At 51.2% G+C, this 19,688-nt stretch carries 23 protein-coding genes; 6 read left to right on the forward strand and 17 right to left on the reverse strand.

Going from position 1 to position 19,688, the window contains the following annotated elements:
• Positions 1-182: 182 nt before the first annotated feature.
• Positions 183-764, reverse strand: coding sequence for a TetR/AcrR family transcriptional regulator (locus tag K3T82_RS01675; protein WP_220191769.1), 582 nt, complete (start codon positions 762-764; stop codon positions 183-185).
• A gap of 214 nt (positions 765-978) precedes the next feature.
• Between K3T82_RS01675 and K3T82_RS01680 the strand changes: the two genes are divergently transcribed.
• From K3T82_RS01680 to K3T82_RS01690, 3 genes are all read left to right on the forward strand, one after another.
• Positions 979-1,623 (forward strand): DUF998 domain-containing protein, encoded by a 645-nt coding sequence (locus K3T82_RS01680; RefSeq protein WP_220191770.1) that lies wholly within the window; start codon positions 979-981, stop codon positions 1,621-1,623.
• Positions 1,624-1,873: 250 nt separating this feature from the next.
• A complete protein-coding gene (locus tag K3T82_RS01685) occupies positions 1,874-2,035 on the forward strand; it encodes a helix-turn-helix domain-containing protein (RefSeq protein WP_268886611.1) in 162 nt (53 codons plus the stop codon).
• A 111-nt stretch (positions 2,036-2,146) separates the two neighbouring features.
• Positions 2,147-2,689, forward strand: a complete 543-nt coding sequence (locus K3T82_RS01690) for a P-loop nucleotide/nucleoside kinase family protein (RefSeq protein ID WP_236030938.1) — start codon at positions 2,147-2,149, stop codon at positions 2,687-2,689.
• 216 nt (positions 2,690-2,905) lie between these two features.
• On the opposite strand, the gene K3T82_RS01695 is transcribed toward K3T82_RS01690, so the two are convergent.
• The 7 genes from K3T82_RS01695 to K3T82_RS01725 form a co-directional block, all read right to left on the reverse strand.
• Positions 2,906-4,654 (reverse strand): serine/threonine-protein kinase, encoded by a 1,749-nt coding sequence (locus tag K3T82_RS01695; RefSeq protein WP_220191773.1) that lies wholly within the window; start codon positions 4,652-4,654, stop codon positions 2,906-2,908.
• 353 nt (positions 4,655-5,007) lie between these two features.
• A complete protein-coding gene (locus K3T82_RS01700; protein WP_220191774.1) occupies positions 5,008-5,283 on the reverse strand; it encodes a hypothetical protein in 276 nt (91 codons plus the stop codon).
• A gap of 136 nt (positions 5,284-5,419) precedes the next feature.
• Positions 5,420-6,061 carry a hypothetical protein gene (locus K3T82_RS01705; RefSeq protein WP_220191775.1) on the reverse strand — a complete coding sequence of 214 codons (642 nt, stop codon included), beginning with the start codon at positions 6,059-6,061 and terminating at the stop codon, positions 5,420-5,422.
• Between the two features lie 122 nt (positions 6,062-6,183).
• Positions 6,184-7,029 (reverse strand): helix-turn-helix domain-containing protein, encoded by an 846-nt coding sequence (locus K3T82_RS01710; protein WP_220191776.1) that lies wholly within the window; start codon positions 7,027-7,029, stop codon positions 6,184-6,186.
• A 195-nt stretch (positions 7,030-7,224) separates the two neighbouring features.
• The gene (locus K3T82_RS01715; RefSeq protein WP_220191777.1) at positions 7,225-7,539 is read right to left on the reverse strand and encodes a hypothetical protein; all 315 of its coding nucleotides are present in this window, start codon (positions 7,537-7,539) and stop codon (positions 7,225-7,227) included.
• A 478-nt stretch (positions 7,540-8,017) separates the two neighbouring features.
• The gene (locus tag K3T82_RS01720) at positions 8,018-8,383 is read right to left on the reverse strand and encodes a DoxX family protein (RefSeq protein WP_220191778.1); all 366 of its coding nucleotides are present in this window, start codon (positions 8,381-8,383) and stop codon (positions 8,018-8,020) included.
• Positions 8,384-8,571: 188 nt separating this feature from the next.
• Entirely contained in the window at positions 8,572-8,910 is a 339-nt protein-coding gene (locus K3T82_RS01725; protein WP_220191779.1) for a cupin domain-containing protein, read from the reverse strand.
• 132 nt (positions 8,911-9,042) lie between these two features.
• Here K3T82_RS01725 and K3T82_RS01730 point away from each other — a divergent pair, with 132 nt between their 5' ends.
• Entirely contained in the window at positions 9,043-9,543 is a 501-nt protein-coding gene (locus K3T82_RS01730; protein WP_220191780.1) for a MarR family winged helix-turn-helix transcriptional regulator, read from the forward strand.
• A gap of 169 nt (positions 9,544-9,712) precedes the next feature.
• Here the strand turns inward: K3T82_RS01730 and K3T82_RS01735 are convergent, their stop codons facing one another.
• Together K3T82_RS01735 and K3T82_RS01740 are read right to left on the reverse strand one after the other, a co-directional pair.
• Positions 9,713-10,267, reverse strand: coding sequence for a dihydrofolate reductase family protein (locus K3T82_RS01735; RefSeq protein WP_220191781.1), 555 nt, complete (start codon positions 10,265-10,267; stop codon positions 9,713-9,715).
• Positions 10,268-10,517: 250 nt separating this feature from the next.
• A complete protein-coding gene (locus K3T82_RS01740) occupies positions 10,518-11,465 on the reverse strand; it encodes an LLM class F420-dependent oxidoreductase (RefSeq protein ID WP_220191782.1) in 948 nt (315 codons plus the stop codon).
• Positions 11,466-12,023: 558 nt separating this feature from the next.
• Between K3T82_RS01740 and K3T82_RS01745 the strand changes: the two genes are divergently transcribed.
• Complete coding sequence (locus K3T82_RS01745; RefSeq protein ID WP_220191783.1) at positions 12,024-12,887, forward strand: LLM class flavin-dependent oxidoreductase; 864 nt, start codon at positions 12,024-12,026, stop codon at positions 12,885-12,887.
• A gap of 630 nt (positions 12,888-13,517) precedes the next feature.
• Here the strand turns inward: K3T82_RS01745 and K3T82_RS01750 are convergent.
• From K3T82_RS01750 to K3T82_RS01765, 4 genes are all read right to left on the reverse strand, one after another.
• A complete protein-coding gene (locus K3T82_RS01750; protein ID WP_220191784.1) occupies positions 13,518-14,777 on the reverse strand; it encodes an RNA polymerase sigma factor in 1,260 nt (419 codons plus the stop codon).
• Positions 14,770-15,144 (reverse strand): YciI family protein, encoded by a 375-nt coding sequence (locus K3T82_RS01755; protein WP_220191785.1) that lies wholly within the window; start codon positions 15,142-15,144, stop codon positions 14,770-14,772. The genes K3T82_RS01750 and K3T82_RS01755 overlap by 8 nt, the downstream gene beginning before the upstream one ends.
• Before the next feature lie 179 nt (positions 15,145-15,323).
• On the reverse strand, positions 15,324-15,596 hold the full coding sequence (locus K3T82_RS01760) for a hypothetical protein (protein WP_220191786.1): 273 nt from the start codon (positions 15,594-15,596) through the stop codon (positions 15,324-15,326).
• A gap of 266 nt (positions 15,597-15,862) precedes the next feature.
• A complete protein-coding gene (locus K3T82_RS01765; protein ID WP_220191787.1) occupies positions 15,863-16,162 on the reverse strand; it encodes a hypothetical protein in 300 nt (99 codons plus the stop codon).
• A gap of 180 nt (positions 16,163-16,342) precedes the next feature.
• On the opposite strand from K3T82_RS01765, the gene K3T82_RS01770 reads away from it, so the two are divergent.
• A complete protein-coding gene (locus K3T82_RS01770) occupies positions 16,343-17,221 on the forward strand; it encodes a sigma-70 family RNA polymerase sigma factor (RefSeq protein WP_220191788.1) in 879 nt (292 codons plus the stop codon).
• A 168-nt stretch (positions 17,222-17,389) separates the two neighbouring features.
• Here K3T82_RS01770 and K3T82_RS48940 read toward each other — a convergent pair whose 3' ends face one another.
• The 3 genes from K3T82_RS48940 to K3T82_RS01780 form a co-directional block, all read right to left on the reverse strand.
• The gene (locus K3T82_RS48940) at positions 17,390-17,512 is read right to left on the reverse strand and encodes a hypothetical protein (RefSeq protein ID WP_268886612.1); all 123 of its coding nucleotides are present in this window, start codon (positions 17,510-17,512) and stop codon (positions 17,390-17,392) included.
• 638 nt (positions 17,513-18,150) lie between these two features.
• Positions 18,151-19,134 carry an alpha/beta fold hydrolase gene (locus K3T82_RS01775; RefSeq protein ID WP_220191789.1) on the reverse strand — a complete coding sequence of 328 codons (984 nt, stop codon included), beginning with the start codon at positions 19,132-19,134 and terminating at the stop codon, positions 18,151-18,153.
• A gap of 35 nt (positions 19,135-19,169) precedes the next feature.
• Positions 19,170-19,655 carry a hypothetical protein gene (locus K3T82_RS01780; protein WP_220191790.1) on the reverse strand — a complete coding sequence of 162 codons (486 nt, stop codon included), beginning with the start codon at positions 19,653-19,655 and terminating at the stop codon, positions 19,170-19,172.
• Between the last annotated feature and the right edge of the window lie 33 nt (positions 19,656-19,688).

Here is a 19,688-nt window from a genome sequence, read left to right on the forward strand (position 1 = left end):
TTATCCTGTCTTTCTCAATCTACTCAAGAGTGTTCATGCACTCTCAAATAGCTTCAATTGCTGGGGGCATCCAGTTCTTCCTAGTCAATTTTTATGAGGACGGAATGATGAAGAATATAATGAACATACTTTTGGAAAGGTTTGTTTGCAAGAGAGGCTCAGGCATGCTTGCCGATTTCTGCTCACATTTTCTTGAGCATGGTCCACACGCCAGGCAGCGCCAGTTGTTGGAAGATGCTTTCCATCTGTTCTGGTAGGTAGGGCATATCAGCAGCGACCCACCATTTGAGCAAGGTGAGCAAAGCTCCGGCCAGGTACTCAGAGACCACTGGCAGAGGGGTCGGCGGCGAACGTTTTTCTGCGCAGAGGGTGTAAAGAGCCGGTTCAATCGCTCGACAGAGCGCCGTCTGCAAAGCTTCCCACAAGAACTCGCCCGCACGGCTTCGCATCGGCGCCCGAAACTGCTGATTCTCAGAGTGGTACACATGCTCAAACAGTTCCAGACTGGGCAGGATCCGTCGTCTTGCTACTGCATGGGAGAGTTGGCGAGTGAGCCGCTCCACCTCCAGCTCAATGATACTGTTGAGAACATCCTCTTTATCGAAATAATGGGTATAGAAGGTGGTACGTCCAATGTTTGCCCGATCCAAAATATCCTGCACCAGAATCTCATCATAGGGTTTTTCTCCCACGAGTTCTGCAAAGGCAGAGCTCACCAGGCGATAGGTGCGTTGGGAACGACGATCTGTTTTATGCTGTTTCACGGATTTCACCTCCTTCTTTGCCGAACAATCAGGGCCAGGTGTTCAGTAGAGAACTGTTTCCCTGGTGCGTGCTTGACGGGGAGAGCCCTCCTCAGTAATCTTCTCTCAGAATACCATATTCGGTAGCAAACCTGCTGTTCCTCAAACGGGAACAAAGTATGTATGACTATTTTCAGAGAATAGCCATATGATCTTACTGCAAAGGGAAAAACACATGGAAACCTCAGCACAAAGTACTGGAGAGCAGTCAGCGGCGATGAGACTGCTGCTGGCTTGCGGTATCATTGCTCCACTACTCAACAGTGTTGTCATTCTCATCCTTGGGGCCATACGCCCTGGCTACAACGCCTGGATAGTCCCCGACAGCAACCTTGAACTGGGGGATGGTGGGTGGATCCAAAGTACCAACTACATCGTCACCGGTGCGCTCCTGCTCGCTTTTGCCATCGGGATGAGGCTGCTCCTACGTACAGGACGTGGCTCCACCTGGGGACCCATCCTGCTCGGCATCTATGGCCTTACCTTCATCGTCATCGGACCTATTCTTCCCGACCCGGCGCTAGGTTACCCGCCAGGAGCGTCGAGCGCGCTAACCATTCACGGAGCCATTCATATCCTCTTTGGTCTGCTTCAGTTCACTTCGCTGATTGCGGCTTGCTTCGTGCTGGCACGGCGCGATGCAGAGCTCGAAAGGCGCAGCTGGTCCTGGTATTCGGTTGCCACTGGCCTGCTGGTCGCCGCCTCTTATGTCGCCTTCGTCCTCACCGCCAAATTGTTAGACGGGGGCCAACAGGACTCATTGAACGGATTGGCATTATTGGCGGCGGCATTTGGATCGCTCTGCTGGCGATTCGCCTGATGAGCAGATTAGTCCCACGCGTGTCTGTTGAATAAATGGGTCTGTCAGAACTCAGATAGAGGCTTGTCCTGGGGTATGTGAAACCCATCCACACTACACTCATAGGGAGCGGTATGCGTAGAAATACACCCGTACCGTTTGGGAAGGGTGCAACGGAAAAGGGCTTTCAAGTACCTCGCCGGCGCCCTACTTCATTTGGCGGGGAGGGGCTGATGTTCTTGGGAAACCAAGACCTGGCCCCGTACCCGACTTGAGACAGCGCATCCTGCGTGCAATGGATCAAGGACGATCACGCAAGAAAATAGTCATCCTGTTTGGCGTATCGTTAGCCACTATCAAGCGCTATCTCAAGCGGCAGCGTGAAACAGGTGATGCGCGAGCCAAGTCGATCCCACAGCAGAGTTCCGCATAATCGCCGGACCAATGTAATCCCCTTGCTGGAACATGAGCGAGATAACCAAGCTATGGCTCAAACCAGCCACGAATTGATTATAAACCTGTCAAAATGTGTCATAATGCAGGTATGAAAGAACCCGCAATATTGTGTCTCCTGGTGGGACTTCCAGGAGCTGGCAAAACCACAAAAGCCAGGCAATTAGAAGTGGAAGCCTCGGCCTTGCGGTTGACCCTTGATGAGTGGATGATTCCGCTATTTGGAAGAAATGAGCAGGCAGAACGAGATGCCCTGGAAGGTCGGCTGATCTGGATAGCTTTGCGCGCTCTTCAGCTTCATACCAATGTCGTCCTGGATTTCGGATTTTGGAGCAAAAACGAACGGTCCTCTCTGAGATGGTTCGCCAGGCAGATAGGAGCGAAAAGCCAGATCATCTACTTGCCCATTGACCCAGAAACGCAGCGAAAGCGTATCCAAAACCGCTTTGCAGTAACACCGGACCAGACATGGGCAATGAGCGAAGAGGAACTGACGAAATGGCGTGCGTTCTTTCATGAGCCAGATGAAGCTGAGCTACATGGCACCGTCCTGGAAGACGCCCCTCAAGGATATGCGTCCTGGCCTGCTTGGGCGACCTCGCGCTGGCCGTCGTTGCCCGATGAATATGCCTGAACATTTGGAGTGCTTAGATGAGAGCCTGAAATGTACCTCCTTTTCAAGAGGTTGCATCAAAGACAAATGTCGTTTCCATGAAAACATAGACATTCTCTCCCACAAACTGAGATTCTTGAGTGGACAACGAACCCGGATTAAGTCCATTGCGATCAATGTTAGCAAAAATACTCTGGTGGATATGGTGCTTTGCCCTGCCTCATGCCACCAGAAAGATCAAGGCGAGATAAGGACCGTACCACTATCTCCTACGACCACAAAGTGTGAACCCGACCAGGCCACATCAAGAAGGTCGCTCGAGGAAACAGAGGTCGGAAGAGTCTGAGCCGTCCAGGAGATCCCATCAGGTGAGGTAAGGAGAATAGCCTTATCACCATTTCCAAGTGCGCCTCCCACGGCCACAAACTGCGAACCAGACCAGACCACACTGAGAAGGAAGCGCGAGGAAAGAGAGGCTTGAAGGGCGCTACCAGTCCAGGTGGTTCCATCGGGTGAGGTAAGGGCCGTGCCATCAGCGCCTACGACCACAAACTTCGAATCCGACCAGGCTACTCCAGAAAGGGCTTTCGTGGTGTGAGCATCTTGAACGTACCATCCAGTGCCGGAATAAGAACTACCGCTGTCATAAGAACCACTGCTGGAATAAGAACCGGTACTCCAGGGAGGGAAATACCCCATCACTACGCTGAAAAAGCCGATAATGCCTCCAGTAAGCAAGACCACCACCAGCAAGGACCGGACCATAATTTTACGAAGAGAGCGAGTTGAAACGGAATCACTGATCTGAGCAGGATTGATCGGTGTGTCTTTTGCCTTTAAAGGCGAAGGCCCGCTCCTGGCTTGCTCTACGATTGTTGAGGGCAAGGCATCCGCTGTCGGGGCCGTGTTCCTTTCGTCTAATAACCCAGTTCTCGATGAGAGTGCTGTTGGTTCTTCAGCTTCAATTCTCGGCTCAGACTGTGCGAGGCCGAGTGATTCGGGGATTTGGGCTGGAGTGTTGCCCGAGTTGACTGCTAGCACGGTGGGAGATAACGGAGAAGCCTCTTGCCGTGTGGGTGATCCTAAGTTGGGATTATAAGATACATGAGGGAAGCCAGGCATTGGGGTCATTAGAGCTTGCTGCAAGGCTTCCGCAAAGGCAGTAATTCTGGAAAAGCGTGCCTCGGGGTGTTTCGCCAGGGCACGCATCAGTACCGCATCTACCTGAGCTGAGAAACGAGAGCCCAGGCTGCTAATCGGCGGGGGAGGAGTCGTGAGATGCTGATACATCAGTGGTCCCGGTGCCCCAACAAATGGAGGGCGCCCCACCAGTAAGTGATAGGCCATCACGGCCAGCGCATACTGATCGGTCGCAGGAACCGCCTGCCCCTGCCATTGCTCAGGGGCCATAGACACAGGAGTGCCACGAATCGATTGACTGGCACTGGAAGTCGCCGAACTCAGGCGAGCGATACCAAAATCGGAGAGCAGTAAGTCAGGGGCCATACCCTTGCGCTCGCGAAGCAGAAAGTTAGAAAGCTTGACATCCTGATGCACAACCTGATGATCATGGGCGTGTTGTAAAGCCTCTGCAACTTGCAAGAGCCAGTGGACAACCTGCTGGGGTAAGAGCTTGTTGGCCTGTTCATTACGACGCAACCACTCGGACAACGACCCTTCGGGACGATAGGGCATTACTAAATATAGGAGGGTCGTGTTGCCCCAGGGATGCTCTCCATAGTCAAAGAGTGGGAGGATATGAGGATGATCGAGCCGGGCGATCGTCCGAGCTTCACGTTGAAAGAGGCGAGCCGCATCCTGGGCTATCCAATCCTCAGCAGAGGAGCCGATCTCAACTCTGACCACCTTAAGAGCAACCTGCTGCTCAACGCGGGCATCTTCGGCCAAATAGACCTCACTCATTCCGCCACTGCCTATGAGGCTCACAATGCGATAACGACCAATCTGCTGTCCATGCAGAGACATAATCACCTCGTAATTTCGTCTTGGTTTTCCTGTGTCGGCAAAATATATACAAAGAGCCTCAAAGGCAGAGAAAGGCTTTTCCCCTATGAGAACGTCGTATCCACGTACTGTTTTCCCATGAAAAGTACGCATGTCAATCGCAGGATTATGATAGTGAGGCCTGTATAAATTACGCTAGTCGCATAATAAGCAATATCATGGAGAAGATGTGTATCTTTTCGTTCTCCATCGGCAAATTCTGCTCTGTAGGCAGCTTCATGCTGGCTGCTTACTTATCAGCATAAGTATAGAGATTCCGCTATCATAATCCCATGATTTACACACAGGTAGCCAACACAGTCGTTCACGATTGGTTATTTGAACAGAGGAGTCATAAACCACAAGATTGCAAGAATAATGCCGCTCAGCACGATGAGGAAGATCAGTGTTTGAAAACAACCTGCAATCCCTGAGTGTTGCTGTGGATAGGCAACATTCATGCGTGAGCGTTGCTGTTGGGCGAACATGTTTTGCTGCGCGGCCTGTTGCGCGTTCATGGAAGCTCGATGTGCAGCCTGTTGCGCGTTCATGGAAGCTCGATGTGCAGCCTGTTGAGCGGCTCGTATGCCTGGATCGGGTCCGATTGGCATAGGTGTCACCATCCTTTTGTAAAAGGGAAAAGTGAAGTTGTGCATGCAGGGATGTCGCTCGAATGCCTGCGCTTCGCGCCAACACTGCATGCGCATTTTCACTCATCATTGGTTGCAGACGACGTTCGATGGACGACTAATTCCCCTGGGGAAGCGATTGCCCTTGTAGGCTCTCGGCGATGGTAGATCGTGGCCTTATCACATAGAACGCACTCCAGATGATAGCAAGATCAAAAGCGGCGGCATTGGCAGAAGACACAAGGGTGCTGGGGAGACCCTCAAGAAAGAATCCAACTAGCTGCAAGAGCGCGCCCACAAAGAATAACCAGGCAATACCAGCCACAAGGACACGCGCCCGCAGCACGGCGATGCCCTCTACTATTCCACCGATTGTTCCCGCAATCGTAAGGATAATCGCACATACGAGAATACCTATAGGTGGACTTGAGGACGCATCATTGGGTGTTACAGGTTGAGTGGACACCAATGAAAGCACTTGAACCAGTAGAACGAGGCCTGCGAGCAAGGTAAGCATGAGAAAGCCAACTCCAACCAGGCTTAACACTCTTGCCCTTTTCCTCTGCAAAGCAACCAGGACGGGAAGCCCTAAGAATATCAATACCGCAGTGAACATCCCAACAAACATCTGTGCGGACGATGGCATGCCGTCACCGGATGACACAGCAAAAATGCTTCCAACGGCATTATTGATAAGGTCAACGACACCTCCAAGAAGCAGCAACCAGGCTCCAATAATGAGTAACGAACCAGGTTTCATACCAATCTCCTTTTACGCTGGAAACTATTCGCCTGGCGGCACGAGAAAAGCGTGTGTTACACTCTCATACCATTCCCTACTCTATTATGTGTTTCTGGAAATGGGTTGCCTTGTATATTCCGCTACATCTTTTGGATATTCTTCCCTTCTCGCTCGACACGACGAATATCGCTCGGTGTCAAGCCCAGGCTGCGCTTCAAGTGGCGATGCAGGTGACTCTGGTCGGTAAAACCAACCTGCTGAGCGACCTCAGCGACGGTGAGGCGCGGGTCCTGGAGCAGATGTTGAGCACGCTCCAGCCGACACTGAATGACATACTGGTAGGGAGAGATGCCTGTAGCTTCTTTAAAGAGGCGAGTGAAGTAGGAGATACTAAAGCCTAGAGTAGCTGCCATTCCTGTCAATGAGACCCCCTCGGCGATATGGTCATAGATATAGTCACGCACCCGGCTTACCTGTTGCCACGATAAATTCCCTGGCGTCGTCGGCATGTGTAGTGGCCGTGTGGCATAGTGGCGTAAGAGATGATGAGCCAGAGTCGCGCTAAGGGTTTCCTGATAAGCTTGCCCAAAGAGATCATCCGCCAGGAACTCGTCTCGTAGCGCGAGGAGCAGATGCTGAAGCAGAGAGTCCTGAAAATTGAGGCGCCCCACGAGTTCTACGCGCGCCGGATCAAGCGCTGAATTCTCGACGATAGTGCGCGTAAGTAGCGCGGGAGAGAGGTAGAGATGCATAGTGGTAACAATGCCAGCCTCCCAGCGCACCTGCCTGCTCTCCTGCTTTGCATGGAGACAGAGAGTGCCTGGCTGAGAATAGACTGTAGAAGTCTGCCCCGCAGAGTGATAAGAGACAGAGGTCGCGCAATCCAGATGCAAGCATAACAGATCATAGGCACTAACTATTTCTACGTCTGTGAACTGAGGTGGTGTGCGGTGCACAGCCACACATATTCCACTCCAGCTGTCCATGTGACTCTCCAGCAGGGTTGTATCACTAGACGCGGGAGGTTCGGGCTCAAGAGCCGAAAGCATTGCTCTGCTGTACACTTGTAGCCTCCTCACTTTCAAATAGCATTTTACCAGTCATGCTCCTATTCTATAGACGTGGGCCTAGGCGGATTTTCGTCTTATGAAACGCTTGTCATCAGTGGTACTCCACTTGGTCTAAAGACCAGCAGATATCTCATCTGCATGAATAACAATCACGTTCCCCTCATCTGGAGTATACAACCTCCAACTGTCCATCCCATTGTCCTCTGTCTCTTCAAAAGAGATGCTAAAAATACGTAGTGTATACTTCTGTTCAAAGGTGAGAACGGTATCAAGAGCCGGTGTCATCACCTCCAATGAGTGAAGCACAAGCCCTTCAAGACAACTGATCTCTCTCTCGAATTTGGATTTCTCGTCATTTGATGCGACGAGAACGCGCTTGTCGTTTTCTAAACGCCATTTGCCCACCACATATCCAATAGATGCCATTCACCATGAGAAGGTCTACCATCTCGGCATCGAGATGGTAGGGGAGAGCCAAAATTCATTGTGACAAATGATCTCATTCCACGCTCGACATCCCAGGCTTTTTTTGCCAATGACATCTTGGAGCCTTGTTTGAATCTCAACAATATTATGCTGATATAAAGCCATTCTTTTCCCGATTTAGATGCTAATGTCAGCCTTTTCGATAAAAGACTGGTCACTCAACAGCACTTAATATCCTCTCATTGAAAATGGGCAATACATTGAGAACAAAACATACGAATGAAAGCCCGAACCTCCGTGCCAAATCTGATTCTTTGTAGAATGGGTTGGTGCGAGATCCTCCCGCCCCCGTAATGATGTGCGGCCCCACATGCCCTTCTTCATCTTAGCCACTAAAGTTTTCACGCGGATCAAGAAAAGGTGCATCTGGTTTCTCCAAGGTAAGAATAGGAGGATACCATCTACGCACTGGAACGTTTTACGCCCATGCCCACCGACCAATCACAATGAACATGGCAAGTACTAGTAGGACAATCGTGATACCGATGGACGAAAATTCTCGGCGCCAAGCGTGAAAGAGGGCAGCACTGAGCATGAGCAGCACAAGTCCTGCTGCGGCTGCGGTCGTCAACCACGGGAGAATCAAAAATGCCGAGGGCAGAACCAGCCCAATCCCTGCCAACAGTTCACTGGCACCAATCACGCGCACCAAGGCGGCAGGGACGTGACTAGCCCAAGGAAAGAGTCGGTAAACGGTTGTTTGAGGTGGAAAAGCTTTCAGCACACCAGAAATGATACAGGACGCAGCCAAGAGCCCCTGTACAATCCACAGGACCAGATTCATAAATACCTCCATCATCTACTCATGATGATGAGCAGACTCCCGGGCAACTCGCCAAGCAGGACTATCCAGAAAGTGGTTGTCGTAGAGTTCCTGAGAGGCTAAAAGTTCTGAAATCGTTGCCTCTCCATTTTTCAGGCGTTCGACGAGCCGGAAGTATTCGAAACGAGGAAGCCCCGGGGCTTGGACGATCAGAAAATCTGCACTGTCATGAGGAGGAGTCGCAAACGCGTGGGCCATATCGGGGGGACCACCACCAGATCTCCTTTGTTGGCAGTGACGACCTCATCCCCGGCCAGCAGTTGAAGCTGCCCATCCAGCACGTAGAAGAGTTCCGCTGACCGGTGATGCGTGTGCGGTCTGGCTCCCTCAATACCTGCTCCCATCGTTGTACGCATGATACTGAGCGCTCCACCCGTCTTGTCACTATCGGCGAGCAGACGGGTAGTCAATGGGGTCAGGCCAAGGACCTCTACGTCAGCTTCCCGCACGACTAAGGCTTCATCAAAACGCGGGATAATGAATGTCATGTTAGTTTGCCTTTCTTTGTTTGACACGCAACATAGGTTCTGTTATTCTCTCAACATTAAGAGAATAACAGATCATTATCTCAATGTCAACTATCTTAATGTTAAAATAAATGAGTGCTGTAGGAGGGCTCAATGTCTGACGCGATTGATGAGGTGATTGTTCAATGGAAACACGTACGCCCTGATATTGACCTCTGGCCGATGCAGGTTCTGGGTCGGATCGCGAGGATTGCTCGCGTACTGGAAAAAGAGCAAAAGAAGTTTCTCGCTGAGCATGATCTGGAGCCATTTGAGTTCGATGTGCTCACCACACTGCGCCGGGCAGGCGCCCCATACGAATTGACGGCTTCTTCTCTACTCAAGGCAGCGTTGGTAACCTCCGGAGCCATCACCAATCGGATTGACCGCATGGAGGTCAAAGGTTTGGTCGAGCGAGTACGAGATCAAGGTGATCGCCGCTCTGTCCGCATCAAGCTCACCCCACAGGGACGCGATGTTTTGGACGCGATTTTCGGTTTGCATGTCGCCAACATGGAGCATATCCTACAGCCCCTCGACCCGCTTACAGGCGAACAGCTTGCGAATGGACTCCGGATCTTGCTGGAATCCTTGGGAGATACCTCGCTTTCGTGAGCAGCAGGGCTGGTTACCGCTCCTTTCGCCCTTGAGAAAGAAGCGTTTGTCAAAAAGGAGAGCTGTTTGCTTCGCTTCTGAGAGGCGAATTTCTCCTTGCTTCTACCAAAGAGAAGCCTTTCCCTTTTTCTGGGGGCTTCTCTTTGGTGCGTTCGATGGATTTCTTCCTCTACTTCTCAGGTTGGTAGCAAAGCAGCACGACGCCCTTGCTAAATGTCTCGGTGTGAACCAGGTGGAGTCGACTGCTCTCCTTCTCTTCCCTGAAAAATCGCTTTCCACTTCCCATGAGGATCGGATGCACCAGCAAGCGATACTCGTCTATCAGATCACTTGGGAGCAGCGAGTTGACCAGCATCGAGCTTCCTGCGATACGAATATCCTGCCCTGGCTGCTGCTTGAGTTTGTACACCTCTTCCACCAGGTCTCCCTGTAGCCGTGTGGTATTTTCCCAGGGAATGTTCAGTGGCTTGGAAGATACCACATATTTCGCCATGCTGTTCATCTTCTCTACAATGCCCATTTCATTGTTCTTTGCCTGCGACCAAAACGGCGCCAGCATCTCATAGGTCACACGCCCAAAGAGAAAGATATCTGACGTCAGGACTCCCTCTTGAATATATGCCGCCCTTTGTTTACTATCAAACGGATAAAACCACTGATCCATCGTTGTGGAATCAAAGACTCCATCGAGTGCAAGCCATTCTGAAACAACAAGCTTTCTCATTTCCGCTCCAATTAAGATCGTCACAAGATTCAAACAGCCATGGTTCTTCGATAAACTGTATGCAGTGTACGCTCAAACGAAGGCAATTACCTTCTCTTTCATCAGCTCCCAGCCAGCTAGAGCATTCTTTGCTTGTCTCCTTGCTCGCTCTACCATCATGGTGTTATCTCTTGCGGTTGACGACTTCATGCCAGGCATATAATACTGTTGAGTATCCCATACACCAGCTATACTCAACCTTCTCTCTCCTTTAGCTGATGAAGGTTTGAGCAAACTGGCGAATGGCATCCAGGTGGGTAGTATCCAGGAAACTGATTACCAGTCCCTGTACCCCTGCCTCCTCGTAGTCTGCCAGGCGCTGACGAATTGTCTCCGGCGTCCCGATGAGCCCATAGGACCCAACATCACCAGGATACACAGCCCCGGCCCATTCAGGGATCTGTGCTCTGGCCTTCTCATCAGTTTCTCCTATGATACAGAGTGTAAGTGCGGTTCGATGAATGCTCTGGTAGTCACGTCCAACAGATTCGCAGTGTTGCTTGAGGATAGCGAACTTGCGCTTGAGGGTGTCAAGGTCCCCACTCACATTACACGCATCGCCGTAACGTGCCACGAGCTTGAGCGTCACCTGCTCACCGCCTCCGGCAATCATCATCGGGATATGGGGCTGTTGCACTCCTTTGGGTTGATTGATAGCTCCCCGAATCTGGTAATACTTGCCTTCAAAGGTAGCTTCCTCCTGGGTCCACAGAGCCAAAATGACCTGCAAGGCTTCTTGCAATTGACGAAGGCGCTCTGGGCCATCAAGAAATGGGTAACCATAGGCATGATAATCGGGCTCATACCAGCCAGCCCCAATGCCAAAGGTCAATCGTCCATTGGAAATCACATCAAGAGTAGAGGCCATCTTGGCCTGTAAGGTGGGGTTACGGTAACTATTTCCGGTGACCATCTGACCAATTCGTATCCGTTTGGTATCGCGAGCCAGAGCCGCTGCCATGGTCCAGCACTCAAAGACCATATTCTGTGAGGGAGGAACGGTGAGAAAATGATCTGAGATCCAGATCGAGTCAAAGCCAGACTGATCAGCCGTCTGTGCCAGATAAATCAGGGTTTCATACGCTTGCACCGGGTCCTGGAAACCAGCCAATTCATGGGTAAACCCTTGGGGGAGGAAGAGACCATATTTGAGTGTCATATATTCCGTCCTTCTTTTTTAACGAGAGTGCTCATAAGCACGAGTGTCTTCTCTCTAGCCAGAACCAGGACATCAGTGCCCAACAAAAAAGAGAGTTCATCGATTCTTTCCTTTCGTTCGAGCAAGTGCATTTTAAAGGATGCCTATGCTTTGGCCTTTATCCATTCGACGAACAGATATGATCTGAAAAGGACATTCTTAAAGAGGAAGAAAATGTCAGCAGAAGAGGCTCCACAGGCTGGTATTGTTCTCTTGTGCCATATGAGGTAGCTCAGATGTTTATGTGAAATTTATTCTTGTTCCCTCCATGAAGTAGTTCTTTGTTTGGCATGAAAGGAATCTCATACCAAACAAAGAGCAAGATACGAGAAGTTTTTTTGATTTCCGGTGGTAGACTAATCACACTTGCAATTTGCAAGTGAATCGTTGCTACACAAGAGGAAAAATAGGGAGAAAACTCATTGTCAGCGCATGGATAACGCTTGACAGTTTCGTTGCTGGCCCAAACGACGAAATAGAGTAGCCTCTAGGAGATTCAGTCAAGTAAAGGAGCCTTCAATGCACTATGGTCTTGTGCTTCCAAATATCGGGAAATACAGCGATGCGCGAGTGCTTGCTGAACTGGCACACGCTGCGGAAGGGGCGGGATGGGAGGGGTTCTTTCTTCCAGATACCCTGCACTTTGGTAGCTACTCAGGTACCGAAGCGGGTCTGATCTGTGATCCGTGGATTGCCTTGGCTGCAATTGCCATGCGAACCAAACGGATCAAACTTGGCCTGTTAGTGGCCGCTGTCCCACGTCGTCGGCCCTGGAAAATGGCTCGGGAAACCGTAACATTGGATCATCTCTCCCAGGGGCGCTTTATCTTGGGTGTTGGCATCGGTGCTGTCTTTGATCGAGGATTTGATGCCTTTGGAGAAGAGTTGGATATAAAGAAGCGAGCTGGAATGCTTGATGAAAGTTTAGCTATTCTAGAGGGCCTATGGAGTGGACAGCCATTCAGCTATAGTGGCGAGTACTATCACGTCCAAAAGATTACATTTGTCCCCAAACCGGTCCAAGCTCCCAGGATTCCGATCTGGGTTGCCGGGATCTGGCCAAGAAAAGGGCCTATGGAGCGGGCCGCCAGATACGATGGAGTCTATCCTGTCACCCTCACAGCATCTGGAATCCCAAGGCAACTCACCTCTGCGGATATTGGCAAGCTCAAACGCTGGATGGATGAGCACCGTACAAACCCAGCACCATTCGACATTGTGGCAAACGGACCAGTTTTTAATGCTGTCCAAGGCGTGCAATCACGGGAAGTACTGCAGTCGATAACTGATGCTGGGGCGACCTGGTGCCTGCAAAACATCCAGGACGAGCAGGACGTTGATGCTGTACGTGTCTCGATCCTGCAAAGTCCTCCTTCTCTGTAATGAGATCGGTCAGTAGTTTGAGCTTGGCCGTGATGATCTGCTTCATGCGAACAAATGTATCATATAAGATCGAGTATGATGATAAACAGCAAAAACGTTCATCAGACAAATCTCCTCTTCGCATGCTATCGCGTTGTCTCATATGCCACATTGCGGCAATATTCGGATTGAAGAATGTCCTTTTCGGATCATGCCTGTTCGACGTATATATTAGAAGGTCACAGGTGGTGATTTTCACGACAATGTCTCTCATTACGAGAAAGGGAAAAAAATGAATATTCCATCAGTTTGGTTTCCTGATGTCTGGTTTCCCACAGTCTGGTTTCCGTAAGTATTGTGCCAGTTGTGGATGATTGAAATCATCTGTGACCCTGACGGTATGGATACCGTCAGGGTCACAGATGTCTGGGGATGGCATAATTTGGAGTTCATCATCGGTGGCGTAGAGGAGCTCGACCGATACCCAACCTGTCCCTATAATCAATTCCCACAAGATCGTGATCACAATGCAGCTCAGAATGTATTACGGGAAGCCCCTCTCTTAATCGGACACCCATCTTAGGCACTGGCTCGGACGAGGTGCGCCATGTCACGTGGCAATCTCTCACTGGCACAATAAGTATATGAGATTTAGAGGGATTGTAATTCCTCTATACCGTCTCTCTGCTGAAGACGCTGGTGCAGGAGAAATTGCTCTGCCCGGTTTCCTGTGAGCGCCAGGGCACGCAACTCAGCCGCCTGAGATTGCTCTCGTTGCCCCAGTTCCAATAAGAAGCTTCCCCGAATGGCATGAAAAAGATGATAGCCTTCCAGTTCAGATGTAAGTGTTTCTACTTCGGCCAGTGCCACTTCTGTTCCTGCCACATAGCGCAAAGCCACAGCTCGATTGAGTCGAATGACTGGCGAGGGTGCCATCTGCATCAACAGATCATAGAGCAAGAGAATCTGCCTCCAATCGGTCGCCTCCCACGACAAGGCTTCCGCATGGCATGCCACAAGTGCCGCCTGGATCTGGTAAGGACCGAGACGACCCAACGCCGCTGCTTGTGCAATCATAGCTCCCGCCTCATCTATCATCCCTCGATCCCAGCGTGAGCGATCCTGATCAGCAAGTAGGATCAATTTCCCCCTGGTATCAAAGCGTGCGTCTGCCCGCGCCAGATGCAAACGCATCAGTGCCAGTAACCCCAGAGGTTCAGGTTCCCGGGGATAGAGCCGTGTCAGCAAGGCTGCCAGCCAGGCTGCATCTTCCGCCAAATCACGGCGAGCAGAGTCGTTTCCACGGCTGGTAAGATAGCCTTCATTAAACATCAGGTAGAGCGCTGCCAGCACTTCACTCAACCGTTCATCCAGATCCTCATCACGTGGAGTATGATATGGGATACCGGCCTGGACAATCTTCTGCTTGGCCCGCACCAAACGCCGCGCCACCGCCACTTCCGAGGACAGGAAAGCGTGAGCAATTTCGGCGGTTGTAAAGCCACAAACTGCTCGCAGCATCAAGATTACCTGGGTCTCGTGTGAAAGCGCCGGATGACAGCAGGTGAACAGCAGCCGGAGCCGATCGTCTGGCTCTTGCACCACCGGGTGCTCCAATGCTGCCAATTTCTCGCGATAGCGGGCATCACGGCGGAGTTGGTCGATAGCGCGACGACGGGCAACCGTCAGCAACCAGGCACCCGGTTGGGTTGGAATTCCCTCAATGGGCCACCGCTCCAGCGCAACCAGCAAGGCATCCTGAACGATCTCCTCGGCAACCTCGAAGTTCCCCAAAATACGCAGAAGGGTGCCCAGGACTTTACCTGCCTCTTCGCGGAAGACCACGCTGAGCGTATCCTGAATTTCCCCATTGAAGGCTGGAGGAAGCTGGGTGATTGGCATATCAGACATGGACGCGTGGATCCTCTACCAACGGCCAGATCTCGACCACATTGTAGCCTGGTGCCTGAACCGACCATGCCTTGGCAAGATGCAACGCCTCATCAAGGTCTGCCACCTCTATCTCAGCGATGCCTCCAATCACTTCCGTTCCTTCAAGGAAGGGGCCATCGGTCACCAGCGGTTGACCACCTGAGCCAACGTGGACGCTGGTGATAGTATGGGGGAGATGGAGTCCATAGCTCTTTCGGATCTGAGAGCGATGATCATGTAGCCACTCACTAGCCTGTGCGCGCTTGTGGGCACGAGCTTCATCAGATAGCTCCTGCCATTCCGCTAGTTGCTGGGCATTAGCACAAAACAAAAGAAGGTATTTCATTGATTTTCTCTTTCCGTTCATGAATTTGCTCTTCAAAGGATGCCCAGTATGGGCCCTATAGACTACGACGAATAAGCATGATCCAAAAAGGACATCCATAGCAATCAGTGATGCCAATTCGATTGATTCCTGATTGTTAAACAGGGCAACCTGCACAAAATCGCCTCCTGCTTGCTAATCTAGACGAGCCAACTGATCTTGGGATCACGCTTGGTATCAGCGGCGTGAGGACGTTCGACCCACAGGACGCACCCGTTCAACCATACGGTATCTTTGAGACTCAGATCGCGCCAGAAGCGAAACCAAGACCCGCTTACCAGTGTCGTCGCGAGTTTCTCCCTCGCCATGGGGGGCAAACTACGACCTCTCATCGTTGGGCTACAATTTTGCTCTTCGTTTGTGAGGAGCTCCGCGCTTGCCTGTAGTTGCCCATCGCGGGTCGATAAAAGCAACCGTTGCTTTTATCGACCCGCGATGGGCAACTGCGAGGGTTGGCTCCACAACCAGGCCGAGTCATATCCTCGGTCCAACAGCGCAATCATTTCAGCGGGCATCTGAGGAGCAAGCTCTTCCAATTGGTAAGCTGCAACCTTGATGGCCGTGGTCGCCGTTTCGATTCGATGCTAATCCAATACGTACGTCCAGCCGCTTGGCTTCTCCGGCAGACTGACCGCCGTCGAAAACTGCCATCCATACGTCACCGGCTTCGCGCTTTCTATTAGAAAGATCGATAGGATTTGTCCGCCGTCAGATGTTCGGAGGTCGGAGGTCCGGCAATCCAGGACTTGAAGTTCGCAGCGAACTCTCGATATTCAGGAAAGGCCAGCAACGGATTGTCTACTCCATCGTCCGTAGCCGTAAGCGTGACAAAGGTCTCCCCGTCGGGAAGCGGGCAGACAGCGTAGAGAAACCCTTGTGGGCGTTCTCGTTCCAGCGCCTCCAGCACGCGCTTGCCTGCCGCATCGACGGCGGCGCGCTGGCCAGGCTTTATTTTGGTATGAGTAATGGCGACTTTCATTGGAAATGGTTCCTTTCACTTGTGTTTATGGTTTGTTGTATGTATCCACTGGCGCGTAGCATCTCTCAGAGCGCCTCTGAGTTGACCAGTCAGCGGTTCATCAAGACGACATCACCTTGTCACCTTGATCGGGTTTTGTTCGTCATTACCTCGACGAAACAAATTAAAGGAATGTGACCAATGAATGAAGAGAGTTTATTAGCACAGCGCTTCGAAGCTGAGCGCCCCCATCTCAGAGCAGTAGCCTACCGGTTGTTAGGTCGCCTCGACGAGGTAGAAGATGCCGTCCAGGAGTCCTGGCTGCGCCTCAGCGGTTACGAGAAGAAAAGCAGCATTGCAAATCTGGGAGCATGGTTGATGACCGTTATTGCGCGGGTATGCCTGGATATGCTGCGCGCGCGTCGTGCGCGCCGCGAGGAGTCCCTGGAAACGTTGGTGCCACATACCTTGACAGACAGTGAACATGTGGTTGATCCGGGACAAGAGATGGAGATGGCCACTTCGGTGGGCCTAGCGCTGTTGGTGGTACTCGATACCCTTGTTCCAGCCGAACGCCTCGCCTTTGTCTTGCACGACATCTTCGACGTGCCCTTCGACGAGATTGCGCCGATTGTGGAGCGCGAGGTAGCTGCAACCAGACAGCTCGCTAGTCGTGCCCGTCGCCGGGTGCGTGCCAAAGCCTCCCTACCAGATGCTGATCTAGCCATCAACCGAGCTGTGGCCGAAGCTTTCCTCACCGCTGCACGCGAAGGCAACCTCGACGCGCTACTCACCGTGCTCGCCCCTGAGGTAGTACTCCGGCGCGATCCTCTGTCCGTGCCTGCGGGAACAGCAGGAGAGCTTCGTGGTGCGGCGACAGTAGCCAAACAGTTTGTGGGACGTGCCCAAGCAACTCAACCGGCGCTGGTCAATGGCTCAGTGGGCGTCGTTGTGGCCCCATTCGGGTGGCTGCGCGGCATTATCGAACTTTCTATCAGTGGAGGCAAGATCACCGCGATCACGACCATTTCTGATCCTGCCCGTCTGCACCAAGTGCACCTGGCGGTCTTTGCCGACTGAGAAGCTTCGTGAGCATAAGATGCTTGGCAAAACCGCATTGCCTCATAGGAAATTTCCGAACAGAAAAAGGAGCAGATCGCACGCATCTTCTCAGAGGAGAGAGGTGAAGCCGCATCAAGGAACGCTTTGCAAGGAGCGGCTCCTTTAGTGGTTTTCTTCTGCCAACTGCTAGGTTGCGATCACAACGCCTGTGCTCATCGTCCTGGTGCCGACAAGCTGGAGCATGGTTGTTGCGCCACCTTCCAAGAAGAGGCAGCGTCCCGATCCCAGCACCAGAGCCTTCTTCGTCAAAAGTTCGCAACAGCCTCTAGAAAGGGGGATCAAGGGACTGCACCAGATGTGAGAGAAGGGAACCTTCTCATATTCACAAATCCGTCCTTTGAGAAAGGTATATGGTAAGCCGTGCTTGCATCTGCTCCGCAGAAAGGCAATCGGCGGGCAGCTCTCCTGAGGGCCAGGGATGCTGAACAGATCCTCTGATGCTTGTTTCTGTGACCAACCGTTCGTTAAAACCAAATGAGAAACGGAAACCAGTCTCATCAATCACCCACAAACAGTAGTGTTTAGCGGCATCAAGTTCCCTGGATCAAACAGGGAACAATTCCACGCCTTCGCATTCTGATCTGACGAGTTCATCCTTGAGGCGCATTTTGTCTCGATAAGGGGTGAAGATGCCATGATCAAGGCGCTTGAATGAGAGATGCACAAGGTCAGGACCACCATTCTGAGCCTGCAAGTGCCTCAGATGAACTTGATAACGACTATTTTGGACACTAACGATTCTGAGTGATAAGAGAGGTTGGTAGACGAAGCATATGAAAGGATCTTGGGGATCAGCGTCTCCAAATCAGAAAACGGTATGCTTCTGTTCGGGTACGCTGAGTACAATTCCATCTCTTTCAAATGATGAAAATGACGTGATCCATCCCCTATTCCTGTCCTGTTTCTTGCCCGTTCTCCTGTCTCTTTTTAATGTCTCGGAGGATGTTCAGAAACAAGGTAGGTTGGTCAACCATAGCCATATGTCCAGCATTCTGTATGATGTAGATCTTTTTTTCTGGGGCTTTGATTCTCTGAACATAGTCTTGCGTAAGAGCAGCGGGGGTTTGCCAGTCATCTTCGCCGACAATGTAATAGAGAGGAACTTGATATGTTGCCGGATTTGTATGTACATCAAAACTCCCTAAAAAGATCATCAATTCTTTATTTGCTTTATTCCCTTTTATCAATGCAGAGAGGTCAGAGAACTGAAAGAGAGGACTAGTCAAAAGGGTTTTCAACGGGGAGACATTCGACTTCCTTGTGAGATGATATTTCCCTTGCAGTTTGCGCAGTTGGAGCGATTTCTTCAGCCATTGCGTATCGAATTGCTCTCCGGGATAGTCACCAAGAGCCTCAAGCTTTTTCAGATCGCTCAGATTATTTGCTTGGACAGTGGCCTCCTTCACTTTTGTATAGCTGAGGCACTCACTTGCCCGTTTATTTATTACTTGCCCTACACCAATATAATACGCGATCTCTTCTGGATGGTCCTTGATAAAAAGGCTCCCTAAAACACTTCCCCAGGAATGACCAAGAAGCACAATCTTCTGTTTATGATATCTGCTCTTGAGATAGTAAATAAGTTCTAGCAAATCCTGGAGGAGTACATCAACAGTTGGAGAACTTTCTGGATTCTTCGTCAGCGTTTTTCCCGTCCCACGTTGGTCCCAATGAATTACGGTAAACTGCTCTTCCCAGTTGTCTTGAAATGCATGGGCAAAAAGGGAGGCAGAACTACCAGGTCCACCGTGCAAAAACAGCAGGACTGGATTTTCATCGGTTGCCCCAAAATGAAACAGGTACTGATGAATTCCGTTGATCAGGACATATTCCTCAACACCCATGGCCTTTTTTGATCTCTTTTTCAGCATGATCATCCCCTTATTGAACAACATCGTTACTCGCTTCAAAGCTCGCGATTGCGCCGAAACGCATCGCGCCGTTTCTCCCATTCTTTATGGAGGGCGGGTATTTGCTCAGCCAAGAATTCGGCAAGTGCGGCGGCTTCTTCTAGCAGAGAGATGCGTGGATCTGGTCCCTCGTCCTTCAAAGCATTCAGACCTTCACGGAACAGGGCCGCCTGCTCCTGGTAAACAGTCGCGTCAAATCCTTTCCCCTCAATCCCAGCCGGATTGAGACTGATGGAATCGCTTCGGTGGCCAGCAGCGCGAGTGCGGTTGACAAGATGGTAATTCTCCAGTGTTTGGACGGCACCCGCAATGGCACTGCGGCTCGCCATGAGCGCATCGGCAAGCTCATTCATGGATTGCTTCTCGGGAACACAGACGAAGAGATAGCCAAGCAGTCGACCAACCATGGGGGGAAAACCGTACCGCAGGGTGTAAAAATGTCTGATGTGGTCTGCGTATTGCAACTGCTCATTCTTATTCATACGAACGAAATACCTTCCTCACTGTTTCTTTTT

This window comes from Ktedonospora formicarum (assembly GCF_016587355.1).
Lineage (GTDB): Bacteria > Chloroflexota > Ktedonobacteria > Ktedonobacterales > Ktedonobacteraceae > Ktedonobacter > Ktedonobacter formicarum.

Coding starts and splice junctions, on each gene's coding strand:
- K3T82_RS01720 (WP_220191778.1), bottom strand. CDS start 8,383: ATGAATCTGGTCCTGTGGATTGTACAGGGGCTCTTGGCTGCGTCCTGT.
- K3T82_RS01725 (WP_220191779.1), bottom strand. CDS start 8,910: ATGACATTCATTATCCCGCGTTTTGATGAAGCCTTAGTCGTGCGGGAA.
- K3T82_RS01770 (WP_220191788.1), top strand. CDS start 16,343: ATGAATGAAGAGAGTTTATTAGCACAGCGCTTCGAAGCTGAGCGCCCC.
- K3T82_RS01780 (WP_220191790.1), bottom strand. CDS start 19,655: ATGAATAAGAATGAGCAGTTGCAATACGCAGACCACATCAGACATTTT.
- K3T82_RS01745 (WP_220191783.1), top strand. CDS start 12,024: ATGCACTATGGTCTTGTGCTTCCAAATATCGGGAAATACAGCGATGCG.
- K3T82_RS01700 (WP_220191774.1), bottom strand. CDS start 5,283: ATGCCAATCGGACCCGATCCAGGCATACGAGCCGCTCAACAGGCTGCA.
- K3T82_RS01735 (WP_220191781.1), bottom strand. CDS start 10,267: ATGAGAAAGCTTGTTGTTTCAGAATGGCTTGCACTCGATGGAGTCTTT.
- K3T82_RS01705 (WP_220191775.1), bottom strand. CDS start 6,061: ATGAAACCTGGTTCGTTACTCATTATTGGAGCCTGGTTGCTGCTTCTT.
- K3T82_RS01715 (WP_220191777.1), bottom strand. CDS start 7,539: ATGGCATCTATTGGATATGTGGTGGGCAAATGGCGTTTAGAAAACGAC.
- K3T82_RS01695 (WP_220191773.1), bottom strand. CDS start 4,654: ATGTCTCTGCATGGACAGCAGATTGGTCGTTATCGCATTGTGAGCCTC.
- K3T82_RS01710 (WP_220191776.1), bottom strand. CDS start 7,029: ATGGACAGCTGGAGTGGAATATGTGTGGCTGTGCACCGCACACCACCT.
- K3T82_RS01680 (WP_220191770.1), top strand. CDS start 979: ATGGAAACCTCAGCACAAAGTACTGGAGAGCAGTCAGCGGCGATGAGA.
- K3T82_RS01765 (WP_220191787.1), bottom strand. CDS start 16,162: ATGAAAGTCGCCATTACTCATACCAAAATAAAGCCTGGCCAGCGCGCC.
- K3T82_RS01730 (WP_220191780.1), top strand. CDS start 9,043: ATGTCTGACGCGATTGATGAGGTGATTGTTCAATGGAAACACGTACGC.
- K3T82_RS01740 (WP_220191782.1), bottom strand. CDS start 11,465: ATGACACTCAAATATGGTCTCTTCCTCCCCCAAGGGTTTACCCATGAA.
- K3T82_RS01775 (WP_220191789.1), bottom strand. CDS start 19,134: ATGCTGAAAAAGAGATCAAAAAAGGCCATGGGTGTTGAGGAATATGTC.
- K3T82_RS01750 (WP_220191784.1), bottom strand. CDS start 14,777: ATGTCTGATATGCCAATCACCCAGCTTCCTCCAGCCTTCAATGGGGAA.
- K3T82_RS01755 (WP_220191785.1), bottom strand. CDS start 15,144: ATGAAATACCTTCTTTTGTTTTGTGCTAATGCCCAGCAACTAGCGGAA.
- K3T82_RS01690 (WP_236030938.1), top strand. CDS start 2,147: ATGAAAGAACCCGCAATATTGTGTCTCCTGGTGGGACTTCCAGGAGCT.